Annotated in this window: 16 protein-coding genes; 9 read left to right on the top strand and 7 right to left on the bottom strand. The window is 70.0% G+C overall.

Features of this window, described 5'->3' with window-relative positions; genetic code table 11:
- The first annotated feature begins 2 nt into the window (after nt 1-2).
- A complete protein-coding gene (locus ACFV6H_RS09155; RefSeq protein ID WP_093605035.1) occupies nt 3-539 on the top strand; it encodes an arginine repressor in 537 nt (178 codons plus the stop codon).
- Between the two features lie 70 nt (nt 540-609).
- Here the strand turns inward: ACFV6H_RS09155 and ACFV6H_RS09150 are convergent, their stop codons facing one another.
- From ACFV6H_RS09150 to ACFV6H_RS09130, 5 genes are all read right to left on the bottom strand, one after another.
- On the bottom strand, nt 610-1392 hold the full coding sequence (locus ACFV6H_RS09150) for an FAD:protein FMN transferase (RefSeq protein WP_384976503.1): 783 nt from the start codon (nt 1390-1392) through the stop codon (nt 610-612).
- A complete protein-coding gene (locus ACFV6H_RS09145; protein ID WP_385540041.1) occupies nt 1392-1946 on the bottom strand; it encodes an FMN-binding protein in 555 nt (184 codons plus the stop codon). The genes ACFV6H_RS09150 and ACFV6H_RS09145 overlap by 1 nt, the downstream gene beginning before the upstream one ends.
- A gap of 13 nt (nt 1947-1959) precedes the next feature.
- Complete coding sequence (locus tag ACFV6H_RS09140) at nt 1960-3327, bottom strand: ferric reductase-like transmembrane domain-containing protein (RefSeq protein WP_385540400.1); 1368 nt, start codon at nt 3325-3327, stop codon at nt 1960-1962.
- 195 nt (nt 3328-3522) lie between these two features.
- Entirely contained in the window at nt 3523-4248 is a 726-nt protein-coding gene (locus ACFV6H_RS09135; protein ID WP_385540039.1) for a L,D-transpeptidase, read from the bottom strand.
- Between the two features lie 115 nt (nt 4249-4363).
- Nucleotides 4364-4945, bottom strand: a complete 582-nt coding sequence (locus ACFV6H_RS09130; protein WP_093603296.1) for a pyridoxamine 5'-phosphate oxidase family protein — start codon at nt 4943-4945, stop codon at nt 4364-4366.
- An 83-nt stretch (nt 4946-5028) separates the two neighbouring features.
- Here ACFV6H_RS09130 and ACFV6H_RS09125 point away from each other — a divergent pair, with 83 nt between their 5' ends.
- From ACFV6H_RS09125 to argH, 3 genes are all read left to right on the top strand, one after another.
- Entirely contained in the window at nt 5029-5424 is a 396-nt protein-coding gene (locus ACFV6H_RS09125; RefSeq protein WP_385540037.1) for a DUF488 domain-containing protein, read from the top strand.
- Between the two features lie 86 nt (nt 5425-5510).
- Nucleotides 5511-6707, top strand: coding sequence for an argininosuccinate synthase (locus ACFV6H_RS09120; protein ID WP_093603292.1), 1197 nt, complete (start codon nt 5511-5513; stop codon nt 6705-6707).
- A gap of 89 nt (nt 6708-6796) precedes the next feature.
- Nucleotides 6797-8224 (top strand): argininosuccinate lyase, encoded by a 1428-nt coding sequence (gene argH / locus ACFV6H_RS09115; protein ID WP_093603290.1) that lies wholly within the window; start codon nt 6797-6799, stop codon nt 8222-8224.
- 22 nt (nt 8225-8246) lie between these two features.
- On the opposite strand, the gene ACFV6H_RS09110 is transcribed toward argH, so the two are convergent.
- Nucleotides 8247-8783 (bottom strand): hypothetical protein, encoded by a 537-nt coding sequence (locus tag ACFV6H_RS09110; RefSeq protein ID WP_384976495.1) that lies wholly within the window; start codon nt 8781-8783, stop codon nt 8247-8249.
- A gap of 127 nt (nt 8784-8910) precedes the next feature.
- Between ACFV6H_RS09110 and ACFV6H_RS09105 the strand changes: the two genes are divergently transcribed.
- Both ACFV6H_RS09105 and ACFV6H_RS09100 read left to right on the top strand, forming a co-directional pair.
- Entirely contained in the window at nt 8911-9459 is a 549-nt protein-coding gene (locus ACFV6H_RS09105; protein ID WP_384976493.1) for a TetR/AcrR family transcriptional regulator, read from the top strand.
- Complete coding sequence (locus ACFV6H_RS09100) at nt 9456-10997, top strand: MFS transporter (RefSeq protein WP_385540034.1); 1542 nt, start codon at nt 9456-9458, stop codon at nt 10995-10997. The genes ACFV6H_RS09105 and ACFV6H_RS09100 overlap by 4 nt, the downstream gene beginning before the upstream one ends.
- Nucleotides 10998-11437: 440 nt before the next feature.
- On the opposite strand, the gene ACFV6H_RS09095 is transcribed toward ACFV6H_RS09100, so the two are convergent.
- Entirely contained in the window at nt 11438-12154 is a 717-nt protein-coding gene (locus ACFV6H_RS09095) for a 1-acyl-sn-glycerol-3-phosphate acyltransferase (protein WP_176732506.1), read from the bottom strand.
- Between the two features lie 179 nt (nt 12155-12333).
- On the opposite strand from ACFV6H_RS09095, the gene ACFV6H_RS09090 reads away from it, so the two are divergent.
- From ACFV6H_RS09090 to ACFV6H_RS09080, 3 genes are all read left to right on the top strand, one after another.
- Nucleotides 12334-13491 carry a glycerophosphodiester phosphodiesterase gene (locus tag ACFV6H_RS09090; protein ID WP_385540032.1) on the top strand — a complete coding sequence of 386 codons (1158 nt, stop codon included), beginning with the start codon at nt 12334-12336 and terminating at the stop codon, nt 13489-13491.
- Nucleotides 13492-13655: 164 nt separating this feature from the next.
- Nucleotides 13656-14183 carry a sigma-70 family RNA polymerase sigma factor gene (locus ACFV6H_RS09085; protein WP_385540030.1) on the top strand — a complete coding sequence of 176 codons (528 nt, stop codon included), beginning with the start codon at nt 13656-13658 and terminating at the stop codon, nt 14181-14183.
- Nucleotides 14184-14220: 37 nt separating this feature from the next.
- Nucleotides 14221-14724, top strand: a complete 504-nt coding sequence (locus ACFV6H_RS09080) for a GNAT family N-acetyltransferase (protein WP_384976488.1) — start codon at nt 14221-14223, stop codon at nt 14722-14724.
- The last annotated feature ends 93 nt before the right edge of the window (nt 14725-14817 follow it).

The following is a 14817-nucleotide window of genomic DNA, read 5'->3' as shown; positions in this document are numbered from 1 at the left end:
CGATGACCGAGGCCCAGGGGACCGAGCACGGCGGGCCGTCCGTGCCGCAGACCAGAACCGCCCGCCACCGCCGGATCGTTGACATTCTCAACCGGCAGCCGGTGCGCTCCCAGAGCCAGTTGGCGAAACTGCTCGGGGACGACGGGCTGAGCGTCACTCAGGCGACGCTCTCCCGCGACCTGGACGAACTGGGCGCGGTGAAGATCCGTAACACCGGTGGCGAACTGATCTACGCGGTCCCCAGCGAGGGCGGCTTCCGCACTCCGCACGCGCCGCTCGGCGAGTCGGCGAAGGAGGAGCGGATGCGCCGACTCGCCGGTGAACTGCTCATCTCCGCCGAGGCCTCGGCCAATCTCGTCGTCCTGCGCACACCTCCGGGCGCGGCCCAGTTCCTCGCCTCGGCCATCGATCAGGCCGAGTTGAACGACGTCCTCGGCACCATCGCGGGCGACGACACCTTGATGCTGATCAGCCGCGATCCGGCCGGAGGCCAGGCGCTGGCGGACCATCTGCTGAAACTGGCCGAGAACGACCGCTGAGGGCCGGGCAGTTCAGCGCCGGCATCCGAGGAACCGGGGGCCGGGGAGCCGGAAGCGCGCGCCGGTCGGGTCAGGCGTTCACCTCGGCCACGGAGTCGGTGTAGCGGCCGAAGCCGCTGGTCATCCACCGGCCGCCGTCGGCCGTGACGCCGAAGCCCTCGGTGTTCGCCAGTCCCTCCAGCCACTCCTGGGCCCGTCGGCCCATGGCGTACGCGGCCGTCGCCCGGCTGTCGGCCACGGTCAGTCCGCCTCGGCAGATCACGGTGAGCGAGGCCGGTCCATGGACCGGTGGCCGGCCCGTACGAGGATCGAGCACATGGCAGCCGCGCTCGGCAGGGCCCGAGGTGGCCACGCCCAAGGTGCCCTCGCTCTCGATCACCGTGGCCAGTCCGCCCGGGCGCAGCGGATCGGTGATGCCCACCCGCCAGGGCCCGCCCACCAGTTGGATGTCGCCGCCGCCGTTGAGACATACGGCGGAGGCTCCGGCCGAGACGAGCATCCGTGCCGCACGCTCCACCGCCCAGCCCTTCACCAGACCGGTCGGATCGAGCCCGCCCGCGTACCGGGCCGTGAACCAGCCCTCGCTCTCCCGCTCCGCCTGCGCGCACAGCTCCAGCACCTCACGGACCTCGCCCGCGCACTCGGACAGCGCCAGCTCGCCGCGGCCCAGCCGGGTGATCTGGCTGTCCGCGCGGAACGGCGAGAAGATCTCGTCCACGCGGTGCAGCGAGGCCACGGCCGCCCGCAGCCCGGCACGGACGCGGTCCTCGTCCCGTACACCGCGGATGTCGAACGAGAAGACCGTGCCCATCGACTCCTCGACATGACGCAGCCGTCCGCCCTCCGACGGCATCAGACACCTGCCTTGTCGAGGGCGCTCTGAAGCGAGTCCTGGTATCCCTGGCTGGTGTAACTGGCGCCGGACACGGCGTCGATCCGGGCGTTCTGCGCGGTGACGGCGGCCTCGTTGAGACGAGGGACGGCGTTGGCGGAAATGCTGCCGCCTGGGATCTGGACCGTCTCGGCCTTGGTGATCCTGCCGCCGCTGACGGTGATCTGTACCTGGACCGGACCGTACTGGGTGTCCACAGCGTCCCCGAGCACGGTCCGCGCGCCCGAGCCCGCGCCGCTGTCGGCACCCGTACCAGCATCCGTTTCCGGCTGTGTTCCCGCACCCGTCGCCGCGTCCGTCGCCGTACCTGACGGCGCGCCCGCGCCCGCCGGAGATGCGCCATCGGGTACGGACGCTCCCGCCGAGGCGGACACTCCGCCTCCGGCCCTGGCCGTGTCCGTCGCGCCCGCCACCGACGAGCCGCCCGGCTGCTTCAGCGCGAGCAGCAGCACCACGCCCGACGCGGTCGCGGCGACACCGATCATGATCCGCCGGAGCGGATGTTTCCTCTTCACCGGCTGCCTCACCTCACATTTCGAAGGACTCGTGATGGATACGACGGGTCGGTACGCCCGCCTCGCGCAGTGCCTCGTACGACTGACGGGCCAGCCCGTCCGGTCCGCAGAGGAAGACATCGTGGTCGTCGATGTCGGGAAGCAGCTCCCGCAGCCGCCGTGGAGTGATCTCGGGCCGGACGCCGTCCGGACCGTTGACGGCGTACAGCAGCCGCGCGCCGCGCGCCGACGCGATCGCCCGCAGCTCGGCCCAGAGCGCCAGATCCTCGGTCTTGCTCGCCCGGTAGAGCAAGGTCAGATCGCCAGGACCGCCGGGCAGCGTCTCGAACAGCGCCCGCATCGGTGTGATCCCGGCGCCACCCGCGATCATCAGCACCTTCTCCTTGCTGCGCCGGGCCGCCGTCAGCGCGCCGTACGGGCCCTCCGCCCAGACCCGGGTGCCCGGCTCCAGCCGGGCCAGGGCCTCGCTGTGCTCGCCGTTCGCCTTCACCGTGATCCGCAGCAGATCCGGCCGCGGCGGCGCCGACAGCGAGTACGGATTGGAGCTCCAGCGCAGCCCGTCGGTGAGGAACCGCCAGCGGAAGAACTGGCCGGGCTGGGCGCCCAGCCGGTGCAGACGCCGTCCGGTGATCAGTACGGAGACGACGCCGGGCGCCTCGTACACGGTCCGCTCGACACGCATCCGATGGCGCCGGTTGAGCAGGACCGGATCCAGTACGCGGTACCGGACGAGCAGCGCGCCGGCCGCGCCGTACAGCACGTACCAGGCGGTGCGGGCCGCCGAGTTGCCGACGAACTCGGCACCGGTGGCGAGTTGGTGCCAGAAGGACAGATAGACCGCGAGATAGGTGAGCAGATGGAGGTAGTACCAGGTCTCGTACCGCATTCTGCGCCGTACCGCGCCCGCCGAGACGAAGCCGATCACCAGAAGAAGCACGGTGCCCGCCGTCGCCTCGATCATCTGCGGGAATTCGGTGACGACGGTGACCGTCTGCGCCACCAGCGCGGAGTTCGCCTGGACCGCGTAACCGCCGACGGTCAGCGGGACATGGGCGATCACCAGACCGACCGCGTACCGTCCGCCCGTCGAGTGCCAGCGCGTCACCCGGTCGGATCCCACCCGCCGCTCCAGCGCGGGCACCCGTGCCATCAGCACCACCACGAGGGCGATCGCGTAACCGCCGAGCAGCCCGGTCAGCCGGCCGGCTCCGAGCAGCCACTCGGCCATATCCACATGGACGACCGGAGTGTTCTGCCACCACAGCGCCATGACGGCCGCCGCGCCCGCCCAGCACAGCACGAGCAGCGGCAGCGCGCCCGACCGCCGCGGGCGTATCGCCCGCATGGTCTGCCGTCTGGCGGCCCGACCGTTGTGCATCATCGCCACGGGACTGCTCCTCGCCACGGGACCGCTCCTCACCTTCCGCCGTGCCCGCCGATACGGATTTGAGCGACGGAGGGTTCAACGAAGTGGCGTGGGACGGCGAGGAGTTCGCTCTTCGGCCGGAAAGAGCTGGAAAGAGACCGAAAGAGCTGGAAAGAGCCGGAAGGAAACTACGGCCGCACTACGGCCGCACTACGGCCGCACAGCGGTGATGGCGGTCCGGCCGGAGGGCGTACCGATTGCGATATGCGGCGCCCGGCGCGGATCTGCCCAGGTCAGGATGCGCTTCATGGCACCGGCCGGTACGGACACACAACCTGCCGTCGGGCCCTGGCCGTTGACATGGAGGAAGATCCCGGCGCCTCGGCCGCGCACCGGCCGGTCGTAGTTGTAACCGATCACCAGACCGTGGTCGTACTGCTTGCGGAAGAAGGCCATCCGCTCGGACTCGTTCGCCCGGCAGTCCGCGGGCAGGCCCTCCACCCAGCGGTTGTACGAGCGCGAACCGTTGTCCTGGCACCACCAGGAGGCGTTCGTCACCCGGCGGTAGCCGGTCTTCGTCCCGGCCGGTGCCGGAGCGATCCCGAAGGCGTACGGCAGGTCGTACAACCCGGTCGGAGTGGTCGATGTCCCTTGTTTGCGCTGGGCACCGTTCACCAGACCGCCCGCCCCGAAGCGCGCGGCGACGGATCCGGCCTTCACCCAGCGCCCGTCGCGCCGGTCCCACCAGGTCAGTTTGCCCTTGGTCACTCCGGGACGGGACGCCTGCGCGGTGATGAGCTGGCTGCCGCCGCCGGTGTCCGTCATCCGTTCGGGAAGCGTCATCCCGGCGTACGCGGCGGCGGATGCCGGAGCGGCGGCAGGCGCGGAGGCGACGACGGCGAGCAGTGCGGCGGCGAGCACGAGAGCGGTACGCATGGTTCGGACCGTATGCCGCCCACCGTGACACGGCCTCCCGGGCTGCCGTCGCGTTACTCCGTACGGCGGTGCCGCGCCCTCGGTCTGTCCTACGCCCTCGGTCCGTCCCGCGCCCTCAGTCCGTCCGCGCGGGCAGTGGCAGCGGCAGCGCGGGCAGCCCGTCCAGGCTCACTCCGACATGGTCCTTCTTCGCGCAGTACGCGGCGAACTCCTCGTCCGACTTACGGCCGAAGTGCTCGGCGTGCTGCGTCCGTTCCTCCCGGTAGTCCATGAAGGGCACCGCGAAACCGCACGCGTCACCGATGCGTACGGCGTGGATCACGATGATCGCGCGGGCGGAGGGCCCGTCGGTGTCCTTGAAGTACGGGATGTACTCGGCCCAGCGCGGATCGTCACGGAAGACCGGCTCGCCCCGGCCGTGCACCCGCAGCACCTTGGGCGGTCCGGTGAACGCGCACCACATCAGCGTGATCCGGCCGTTCTCCCGCAGATGCGCGATGGTCTCGGCGCCGCTGCCGCCGAAGTCGAGATACGCCAGCGTCAGCTCGTCGATCACGACAAGAGTGCCGGCCCGTCCCTTGGGCGAGAGATTGACATGGCCGTCGTCCGCCAGTGGAGCGGTGGCGGTGAAGAAGACGGGCTGTTCCTCGATGAAGGTGCGTATCCGGCCGTCGATCCGTTCGTAGCGCTTTCCCATGCCCTCGATTATCCGCGCCCGCGCCCGGGCGGCGAGGATGTTTTCGGCTCGTGGGACCGCCGCGCCCGACCGACCATGGAGCTATGACGAGGACGACGAGGACGACGAAAAGGCAGAAGCACGAGGTACGCGTCCGCCGGGCGTACGAGGCGCCGGAGCCTGAGGACGGCACCCGTGTCCTGGTCGACCGGCTGTGGCCGCGCGGTCTGGCGAAGGAGGCCGCCGCGCTGGACGAGTGGCTGAAGGACGCCGCGCCCTCGGCGGAGCTGCGTACGTGGTACGGGCACGATCCCGGGCGGTTCGAGGAGTTCGCCGGACGGTACGGCGCGGAGCTGGCCGCACCGGATCACGCGGAGGCGCTCGGCCGGCTGCGCGAGCTGGCCGCCGAGGACACGCTCACCCTGCTCACGGCCACCAAGGACCTGCGGTACAGCCATGCTCCGCTGCTGGCCGCGGAGGTGCGCCAGGGGGTGCGGTGACCACGTCGACAGGGCGCGCGTTGACAAAACAATACGGTGCAGCGCATAGTTATACCCATCAGTGAATGCACCGTAAGGAGATACCCGTGACCGAGCGCGTCGTACTCGCCTACTCGGGCGGCCTGGACACCTCCGTCGCCATCGGATGGATCGCCGAGGAGACGGGCGCCGAGGTCATCGCCGTCGCCGTGGATGTCGGCCAGGGCGGCGAGGACATGGATGTCATCCGCAAGCGCGCGCTCGCCTGCGGTGCCGTCGAGGCCGAGGTCGCGGACGCCAAGGACGAGTTCGCCGAGGAGTACTGCCTCCCGGCGATCAAGGCCAACGCCCTCTACATGGACCGCTATCCGCTGGTCTCCGCCCTCTCCCGGCCGACGATCGTCAAGCATCTCGTCGCCGCCGCGCAGAAGCACGGCGCCGGAATCGTCGCCCATGGCTGCACCGGCAAGGGCAACGACCAGGTGCGCTTCGAGGCCGGCATCACCGCTCTCGGCCCGGATCTGAAGTGCATCGCTCCGGTCCGTGACTACGCGATGACCCGGGACAAGGCGATCGCCTTCTGCGAGGAGAAGAACCTCCCGATCGCGACCACCAAGAAGTCGCCGTACTCCATCGACCAGAACGTCTTCGGACGGGCCGTCGAGACGGGCTTCCTGGAGGACATCTGGAACGCGCCGATCGAGGACATCTACGAGTACACGCAGAATCCCGCCGTCGCCCGCGAGGCCGACGAGGTCACCATCTCCTTCAAGGAGGGCGTGCCGGTCGCCGTCGACGGCAGGCCCGTCACCGTCCTCCAGGCGATCCAGCAGCTCAACGAGCGGGCCGGCGCCCAGGGCATCGGCCGGATCGACATGGTCGAGGACCGGCTCGTGGGCATCAAGTCCCGTGAGGTGTACGAGGCGCCCGGCGCGATCGCGCTGATCACCGCGCACCAGGAGCTGGAGAATGTCACCGTCGAGCGCGAGCTGGCCCGCTACAAGCGGCAGGTCGAGCAGCGCTGGGGCGAGCTGGTCTACGACGGCCTGTGGTTCTCGCCGCTCAAGCGTGCCCTGGACGGCTTCATCAACGAGGCGAACCAGCATGTGACCGGCGACATCCGGATGACGATGCACGGCGGCCGGGCCGTGGTGACCGGGCGCAGGTCGCAGGAGTCGCTGTACGACTTCAACCTCGCCACCTATGACTCGGGCGACACCTTCGACCAATCCAAGGCGCAGGGCTTCATCGAGATCTTCGGCCTCTCCGCGAAGATCGCCGCGCGCCGCGACCTCCAGGCGTAGCCTCGTCCCGCCTTGCGCGAACCATCCGCCTCCCCGTTCCTCCGCGGCGGGGAGGCGGTCGTACTTCCCGATCCCTCCAAGGAGCAGCAGTGAGCAGCAACAACGGTGATGTCCGGCTCTGGGGCGGCCGTTTCGCCGACGGACCCGCCGAGGCCCTGGCCAAGCTCTCCGCGTCGGTCCACTTCGACTGGCGGCTCGCGCCGTACGACATCGCCGGCTCCCGCGCCCATGCCCGTGTCCTCCACAAGGCCGGACTGCTCACCGCCGACGAACTGACCCGGATGCTTGCCGGACTCGACCGGCTCGAAGCGGATGTCGCCGACGGCTCGTTCACCGGCACCATCGCCGACGAGGACGTCCACACCGCCCTGGAGCGCGGGCTGCTGGAGCGCCTCGGCCCGGACCTCGGCGGCAAGCTGCGCGCCGGACGGTCCCGCAACGACCAGGTCGCCACGCTCTTCCGGATGTATCTGCGCGACCACGCCCGGATCATCGGCGGGCTGATCGCCGGTCTCCAGGACGCGCTGGTCGGACTGGCCGAGGCGCATCCGGCCGTCGCGATGCCGGGCCGTACACACCTCCAGCACGCCCAGCCCGTGCTCTTCGCCCACCATGTGCTGGCGCATGTGCAGTCGCTGTCGCGGGACGCGGAGCGGCTGCGTCAGTGGGACAAGCGCACGGCGGTCTCGCCGTACGGCTCCGGTGCCCTGGCCGGCTCGTCGCTCGGGCTCGATCCGGAGGCGGTCGCCGCGGACCTCGGCTTCGAGCGCGGCTCCGTCGGCAACTCCATCGACGGCACGGCCTCGCGCGACTTCGTCGCCGAGTTCGCGTTCATCACCGCGATGATCGGTGTCAATCTGTCGCGGATCGCCGAGGAGGTCATCCTCTGGAACACGAAGGAGTTCTCCTTCGTCACCCTGCACGACGCCTTCTCCACCGGTTCTTCGATCATGCCGCAGAAGAAGAACCCGGACATCGCGGAGCTGGCGCGCGGCAAGTCGGGTCGGCTCATCGGCAATCTCACCGGTCTGCTGGCCACGCTGAAGGCGCTGCCGCTCGCGTACAACCGCGATCTCCAGGAGGACAAGGAGCCCGTCTTCGACTCCTGCGACCAGTTGGAGGTCCTGCTGCCGGCCTTCACCGGGATGATGGCGACGCTGACCGTCAACCGGGCACGGATGGAGGAGCTGGCGCCGGCCGGTTTCTCGCTCGCCACGGACATCGCCGAGTGGCTGGTCCGGCAGGGCGTGCCGTTCCGGGTGGCGCACGAGGTCGCGGGGGAGTGCGTCAAGGAGTGCGAGGCGCTGGGCATCGAGCTGGACGGGCTGACGGACGAGCAGTTCGCGAAGATCTCGCCGCATCTCACTCCCGAGGTGCGGTCGGTGCTCAATGTGCCGGGCGCGCTGGCGTCCCGTAACGGCCGAGGCGGTACGGCTCCGTCGGCCGTGGCCGTACAGCTCGCCGAGGTCAAGGCCGATCTGGTGATACAGCACGCCTGGGCCACCGCCAAGCGATAGCCAACAGCAGTCATGCAGGCGGCTACAGCGCCGCCGCCCACTCCGCGAGCGCGTCGAAGTCCGGCCGGGTCAGCCCGGTGCCGGGATCGATGTACAGGAGCAGGGCGGCGGCGAGGTGCTGCCGGTCCACCCACTCACGGTCGTACGACGTGATCTCGTCGTCGACCCAGGCGAACGGCCGCCCGGCCGCGTACTCCAGCACGTACTGCGTCTTCCACAGGGTCCCGCGAGGGGCCCATCCGTGTGTCTCGGGCCATGCGATGTACGGCAGCTCCGGCAGCCCGAGCAGCGGTCCTATCCACTCGTTGGCGTCGTCCTCCCAGGTGGTCGCCCAGACCAGCTCGTAGAGCCCGGTGAGCGCCAGCAGCTCCGTGCCGTGCCATGGATTGAGGAGCACGGGAAGCGGACCCGGCTGTGTCCGTGCCCAGAGCGAGGGCCGCATCAGATGTCTCTCGTATCCGTACGGAGCCTCGGGCGCCGCCAGTGCGGCGTACGGATTGAGCGGACCGTCGATGTCGATCAGCAGGAGCGGCTTCCGGGAGTTCCGGGGTGGCTTCATACAGGTGTTCCTTCCCGCCCTGGCGGGCGTGAGTCCGGGCGTGAGTCCGGGCCTGGGGCCGGGTGTGATGCGGTGCGATGATGTATTGAATGAGACTCTCATGTCTCATGTGGGTTATGGTTGACTCATGACAGTCGATCGTGACCAGGTGCTGCGCACCGCCGCCGCCCTTCTCACCCGTAAGGCGACCGCCACCATGGACGAGGTCGCCAGGGCCTCCGGCATCGGGCGCGCGACACTGCACCGGCACTTCGCCGGGCGTGACGCGCTGGTCAAGGCGCTGGAACAGCTCGGTATCCAGGAGCTGGAGACGGCGCTCGACGCCGCGCGGCTGGACGAGGACACGGCGGCCGAGGCGCTGCGCAGACTCGTCGCCCGTATCGAGCCCTCGGCCGGACTGCTCGCCTTTCTGCTCACCGAGAACCAGCTCTTCGAGGGCGAGGTCTCCGACGGCTGGGCGCGGATCGACGCCCGCTGCTCGGCGCTCTTCCGGCGCGGCCAGGAGCAGGGCGAGTTCCGGATCGACCTCAGCCATGTGTGGCTGACCGAGGCGCTCTACGGACTGCTCAGCGCGGGTGCCTGGGCGACGCAGGACGGCCGGGTCGCCACCAAGGACTTCCAGTACATGATCGTCGAGTTGCTGCTCGGCGGCGCACAACGGAGCGTGAGGACATGACCACCATCCACGGGACGGCGACGGAGACGAGGCCCGTACCCGGCCCTGGGCGGTGGCTGGCGCTCGGTGTGCTCGTCCTGGCCGTACTGCTGGTGGCCGTCGACGCGACCGTACTCGGTCTCGCCACGCCGTTCCTCAGCGAGGACCTCAGGCCGACCGGCACACAGCTCCTCTGGATCGGCGACATCTACTCCTTCGTCATCGCCGGGCTGCTGGTCTCCATGGGCAGCCTCGGCGACCGTATCGGCCGTAAGAAGCTGCTGCTGACGGGCGCTGTCGCGTTCGGCGGAATCTCCGTACTGAACGCCTACGCGTCCAGCCCGGAGATGATGATCCTGGCCAGGGCGCTGCTCGGAGTCGCGGGCGCGACGCTGATGCCCGCCACGCTCGCCCTGATCCGCAATATCTTCCACGATCCGAAGGAGCGCAGCCTCGCCATCGGTATCTGGGGAGCGATGGCCTCGGCGGGCGCGGCGGTCGGCCCTGTCGTCGGCGGCTTTCTGCTGGAGCACTTCTGGTGGGGCTCGGTCTTTTTGATCAATCTGCCGGTGATGGCGGTACTGGTGCTCGTCGGCGCGAGGATGCTGCCCGAGTCGAGGAATCCGGCGCCCGGTCCCTGGGACATGACCAGCGTGCTGCTGTCCCTCGTCGGCGTCGTCGGCATCGTGTACGCGGTGAAGGAGGCGGCGGCGCACGGGCCGGGCTGGGACGCCGTGGTGGCGGGAGTGGCCGGTGCGGTGGCGCTCCACCGGTTCGTACGGCGTCAGCTCACGCTGCCCGCACCGCTGCTGGACATGCGGCTCTTCCACCACCGGGGCTTCTCGGGCGCGGTGCTGGCCGATCTGCTGACCATCCTCGGTCTGTCGGGACTGGTCTTCTTCCTGTCGCAGTTCCTCCAACTGGTCCAGGGACGCGGACCTCTGGAGGCCGGTCTCGCCGAACTGCCCGCGGCGGTGGGCGCGGTGGCGGCCGGGCTGATCGCGGGAACGGTCGCACGGCGGTACTCCGTACGGGCGGTGGTGGCGGGCGGGCTGGCGGCCATCGGGCTGGCGCTGGCCGTGCTCACCGTACTCAGCCGGTCGACCGGCTATCCGCTGCTGGGCGCGGTGCTGCTGATCGTCGGCGTCGGCGCGGGCTTCTCGTTCACCGTCACGGCCGATGTGATCCTCTCCAGTGTTCCCAAGGAGCAGGCCGGTTCGGCCTCCGCGGTCTCGGAGACGGCGTACGAACTGGGCGCGGCGCTCGGTATCGCGCTGCTGGGATCCGTGGTCACCGGTGTGTACCGAGGCTTTCCCGCGCCCGCCGGAGTGCCCGCGCCCGCCGTCTCGGCCGCCCATGAGTCGCTGGGCGGCGCGGTGGAGGTGGCGGCGGGCCTGCCAGGACCGTCGGGGCCGGCCCTGATGGCCATGGCGCAGGACGCCTTTGTCGACGGCCTCCGCCTCGCGTCGGGCGTGGGCGCGGCGGTCCTGCTGGCGACATCGGCGGCGGCCTGGTTCCTGCTGCGGGGCCAGAAACTGGAGGAGTCCGTCGAACACTGACCGGGAGCCTTCCGAGCCTTCCGTCCGCACGGACGGAAGGCTCCCGGCTCAGCGCGCCAGCAGGTCGCGGAGGGCCTTGGCGATATCGGCGGGTGCTTCCTCCGGCATGAAGTGCCCGCAGGTGACGTCCGCTCGGGCGGACCGGGAGGCTGGGCCGTCAGACAGAGATGGAAGCCGACGGCGGCGGAGGTGCCGTGCCTTCGGGTCGGACCGTACGGCCGGACGGGTGTGGGCGCGGGCAGCCGCCGCCTACGACCGGACCGTGGCGTCCGGCGCCCGTGCCCGGCTGGAGTCGACCGTCGGCCTGCTGCGCGGGCTGCTGACGGCCCGCCACCGCTCTCGCTGACGGCAGGCCCGGAGCGGTGCCGGACCTTCGGGCCGCAGCCCGGGCCCGGTACGCCGGGCCCGTACGTACGGCTTCCCGCCGCCCGACAGGGCGGCTACGCCGCCTTCGCCTTCGTGGCGTACATGTCCACGTACTCCTGTCCCGACAGCTCCATGACCTCGGCCATCACCGAGTCCGTCACCGCCCGCAGCACATACCGGTCGCGGTCCATGCCCTCGTACCGCGAGAACTCCATCGGCTCGCCGAAGCGCACCGTCACCTTGCCCGTGCGCGGCATGCCCGTGCCGTTCGGCTGGAGCTTGTCCGTACCGATCATCGCGAAGGGCACCACCGGCGCGCCCGTCATCAGCGTCAGCCGCGCGATGCCCGTACGGCCCCGGTAGAGCCGGCCGTCGGGAGAGCGGGTGCCCTCCGGATAGATACCGAAGACATTGCCCTCCTCCAGCACCCGACGGCCCGTCATCAGCGCCGCCACACCGCCGCGCCCGCCGTCGCGGTCCACCGGGATCATGCCGACACCGGTGAAGAACCAGGCCATCATCCGGCCCTTGAGTCCCTTGCCCGTGACGTACTCGTCCTTGCCGATGAAGAAGACCTGACGGTCGCAGACCAGCGGCAGGATCATCGAGTCGATGAAGGTCAGATGGTTGCCGGCGAGGATCACCGGCCCGCTCCCCGGAATGTTCTCGGCGCCCTCCACACGGATGCGGAACATCAGGCGCATGATCGGTCCGAGCGCTGCCTTGATGAGCGCGAAGCGGGACAACGGTTCCTCCGGTGTCGTGGGACGGTGGTGGACGGAGGCGAACATCTCCGCAGGTGAGCACGTTACTCGCGGCTCACTGGGTTCGCACATCGGGTTCACTGGCTGGATACGCAGTGTTGACGTGTGTTTCCGTCACGTTCGTCCAAGGTCTCCCACGCGGAAGACGGCGCCGCCTACGCTCGGCCTCGCTTGACAGGCACAGAACACCACAACAAGGAGCGTTCATGACACAGGGTGCGCGCAACACGCCCGGCAGGCGGACCGTACTGGGAGCGGCGGTGCTCGGCTCGGCCGCCGCCATGGCACTGCCCGCCGCGGCGCAGGCCACGGAGCGCGGACGGAACGGTGGCCACCACCCGTCCCGCCCGGAGCTGCCCGTGCCCACGATCGTCGGTCACCGCGGGGCCAGCGGCTATCGCCCGGAGCACACCCTGGGTTCCTACCAGCACGCCCTGGACCTCGGCGCGCATGTGATCGAGCAGGACCTGGTGCCCACCAAGGACGGACACCTGGTGTGCCGTCACGAGAACGACATCACCGGCACCACCGATGTCGCGGACCACCCGGAGTTCGCGAGCCGCAAGACCACCAAGTCCGTCGACGGTGTCAGCATCACGGGCTGGTTCACCGAGGACTTCACGCTCGCCGAGCTGAAGACGCTGCGCGCCAAGGAGCGCATCCCGGGCACCCGCCAGCACAGCACGGTCTACGACGGCCGCTGGGAGATCCCGACCTTCGAAGAGGTGCTGCGCTGGGCGGACGAGCAGGGCCGCAAGCTCGGCCGCCGGGTCTGGCTCTACACCGAGACCAAGCACCCCACCTACTTCCGTGGCATCGGCCTCGGCCTGGAGGAGCGCCTCGCGAAGCTGCTCCGCCGCTACGGACGTGACCGCAAGGACTCCGCGATCTTCCTCCAGTCCTTCGAGCCCACCAGCATCCAGCGGCTGGCCAAGCTGGTCGACTCGCCCGGCGTCGTGCTGCTCTCCGGTGCCGGGACGCGCCCGTGGGACTTCCAGGTGACGGGCGACCCGCGCAAGGTCGACGACCTGGTCAAGCCCGAGGGCCTGAAGTGGATCGCGTCCTTCGCGCAGGGCCTCGGCCCGACGCTCGACCTGATCATCCCGAAGGACTCCGCGGGCCGGCTCACCACGCCCACCACGCTGGTACGGGACGCGCACGCCAAGGGCCTCGTCCTCCACCCGTACACGATGCGCAACGAGAACTCCTTCCTGCCCGCCGAGTTCCGCCGTGGCACGGACCCGAACGCGTACGGCGACGCCTTCGGCGCCTTCCGGGCCTACTTCGCGACCGGTATCGACGGGATCTTCACCGACAACCCGGACACGGGCCTGCTGGCGCGGGCGGACTTCGTCAGCCGCTGACCGCGCGTTCCCCGGTCGGGTGACCGCCCGGCCGGGGAGCAACCGTCCGGCACCGCCGGAACGTCACGCCGGGCATGACGCCCATGCGAGCCACCGCGCCACGCCCAGTCGCCATTACTCCCTGCCGCCCGTCTCCACCGCCCACGTGGCCCGAGCCGCCGCATGTGCCGCCACCGCATGTGCCGGATCTCGTCCGTACGCTGCGCCCGCTGGTGAGCGCGGAGGCCGCGGCCGAGTCGCCGGGCACCGGCATCGAGGCCGGCGATCTCGAACAGAACGTCTGGGTACGGCTGTTGGAGCGGCTCGACGGCGAGGGCCCGCCCGCCGATCCCGCGCACTGGGTACGGGACGCCGTACGCGAGGAAGCGCACCGCGCCCGCCGTACCGCCGCCGACGAGCACCTGTACCGCGACGAACCGCCCGCCGGTCCCGAATCCGATCCCGAGCACGCCGCGCTGCGCACCGACCGGAGGCGTACGCTCCGCGCGGCGGTCGGCCGTACACCCGGGCACTGTCCCCGGCTGCTGACCGCGATGCTGTCGCCGAAAGACCCGACCTACCGCGAAATCGCGGGCGAGTTGGGTATGTCACAGGGCAGTTTGGGCCCTTTGCGATCGAGATGTGTGGGATGCCTGCGCAGAATGCTGATGACGGAGGTTGCGGCTCCTGAACCACGGGGAAGGGAGCGGTAAACAACCGGCGGATCAGGTGAGCGGGAGGCATGCACACATGGGCATGAGCGTGACCATCTCAGCGGCGAGCGCACAGGACGCGGAGCACATTCTGAAGTTGCAGTACTTGTGTTACCAGAACGAGGCCGAGCTGTACGGCGACTACACCATCGAGCCGCTGACCCAGACGCTCGACGATCTCAAGGCCGAACTCGGCCGTGGGCACTGCCTGGTGGCGCGTCTCGGTGATGAAGTGGTCGCGTCCGTCAGGGGATATGTCGAGGAGACGGGCACCGCCCGGATCGCCAAGCTCATCGTCCATCCCCGGCTGCGCCACCACGGCCTCGGCGGCCGGCTGCTCGACGCCATAGAGAACCACTTCACGGGCGAGCCGGCGGCCAAGCGCTTCCAGCTCTTCACCGGGCATCGCAGCGAGGGCAATCTGCGGCTCTACCGCAGCCGCGGCTACCTGCCCGTGTCGACGGAACAGATAGGCCCGCGTCTGCGGCTCGTCACCCTGGAGAAGCCGGCCGGCGCGAACGTGTACGCGGCCAGTGCCTGACGCTGACGCGGATCCCGTCCGCCGCGTTAGGCCGTGTCTGCCACATCCCGTCTGGCTCACGACGCCTGGCACGCACGCTCGCCGCGTTGTCGG

It is taken from the genome of Streptomyces sp. NPDC059743, from assembly GCF_042732975.1.
Classification (GTDB): domain Bacteria; phylum Actinomycetota; class Actinomycetes; order Streptomycetales; family Streptomycetaceae; genus Streptomyces.
This window is presented reverse-complemented; position numbering and strand designations above follow the sequence as displayed.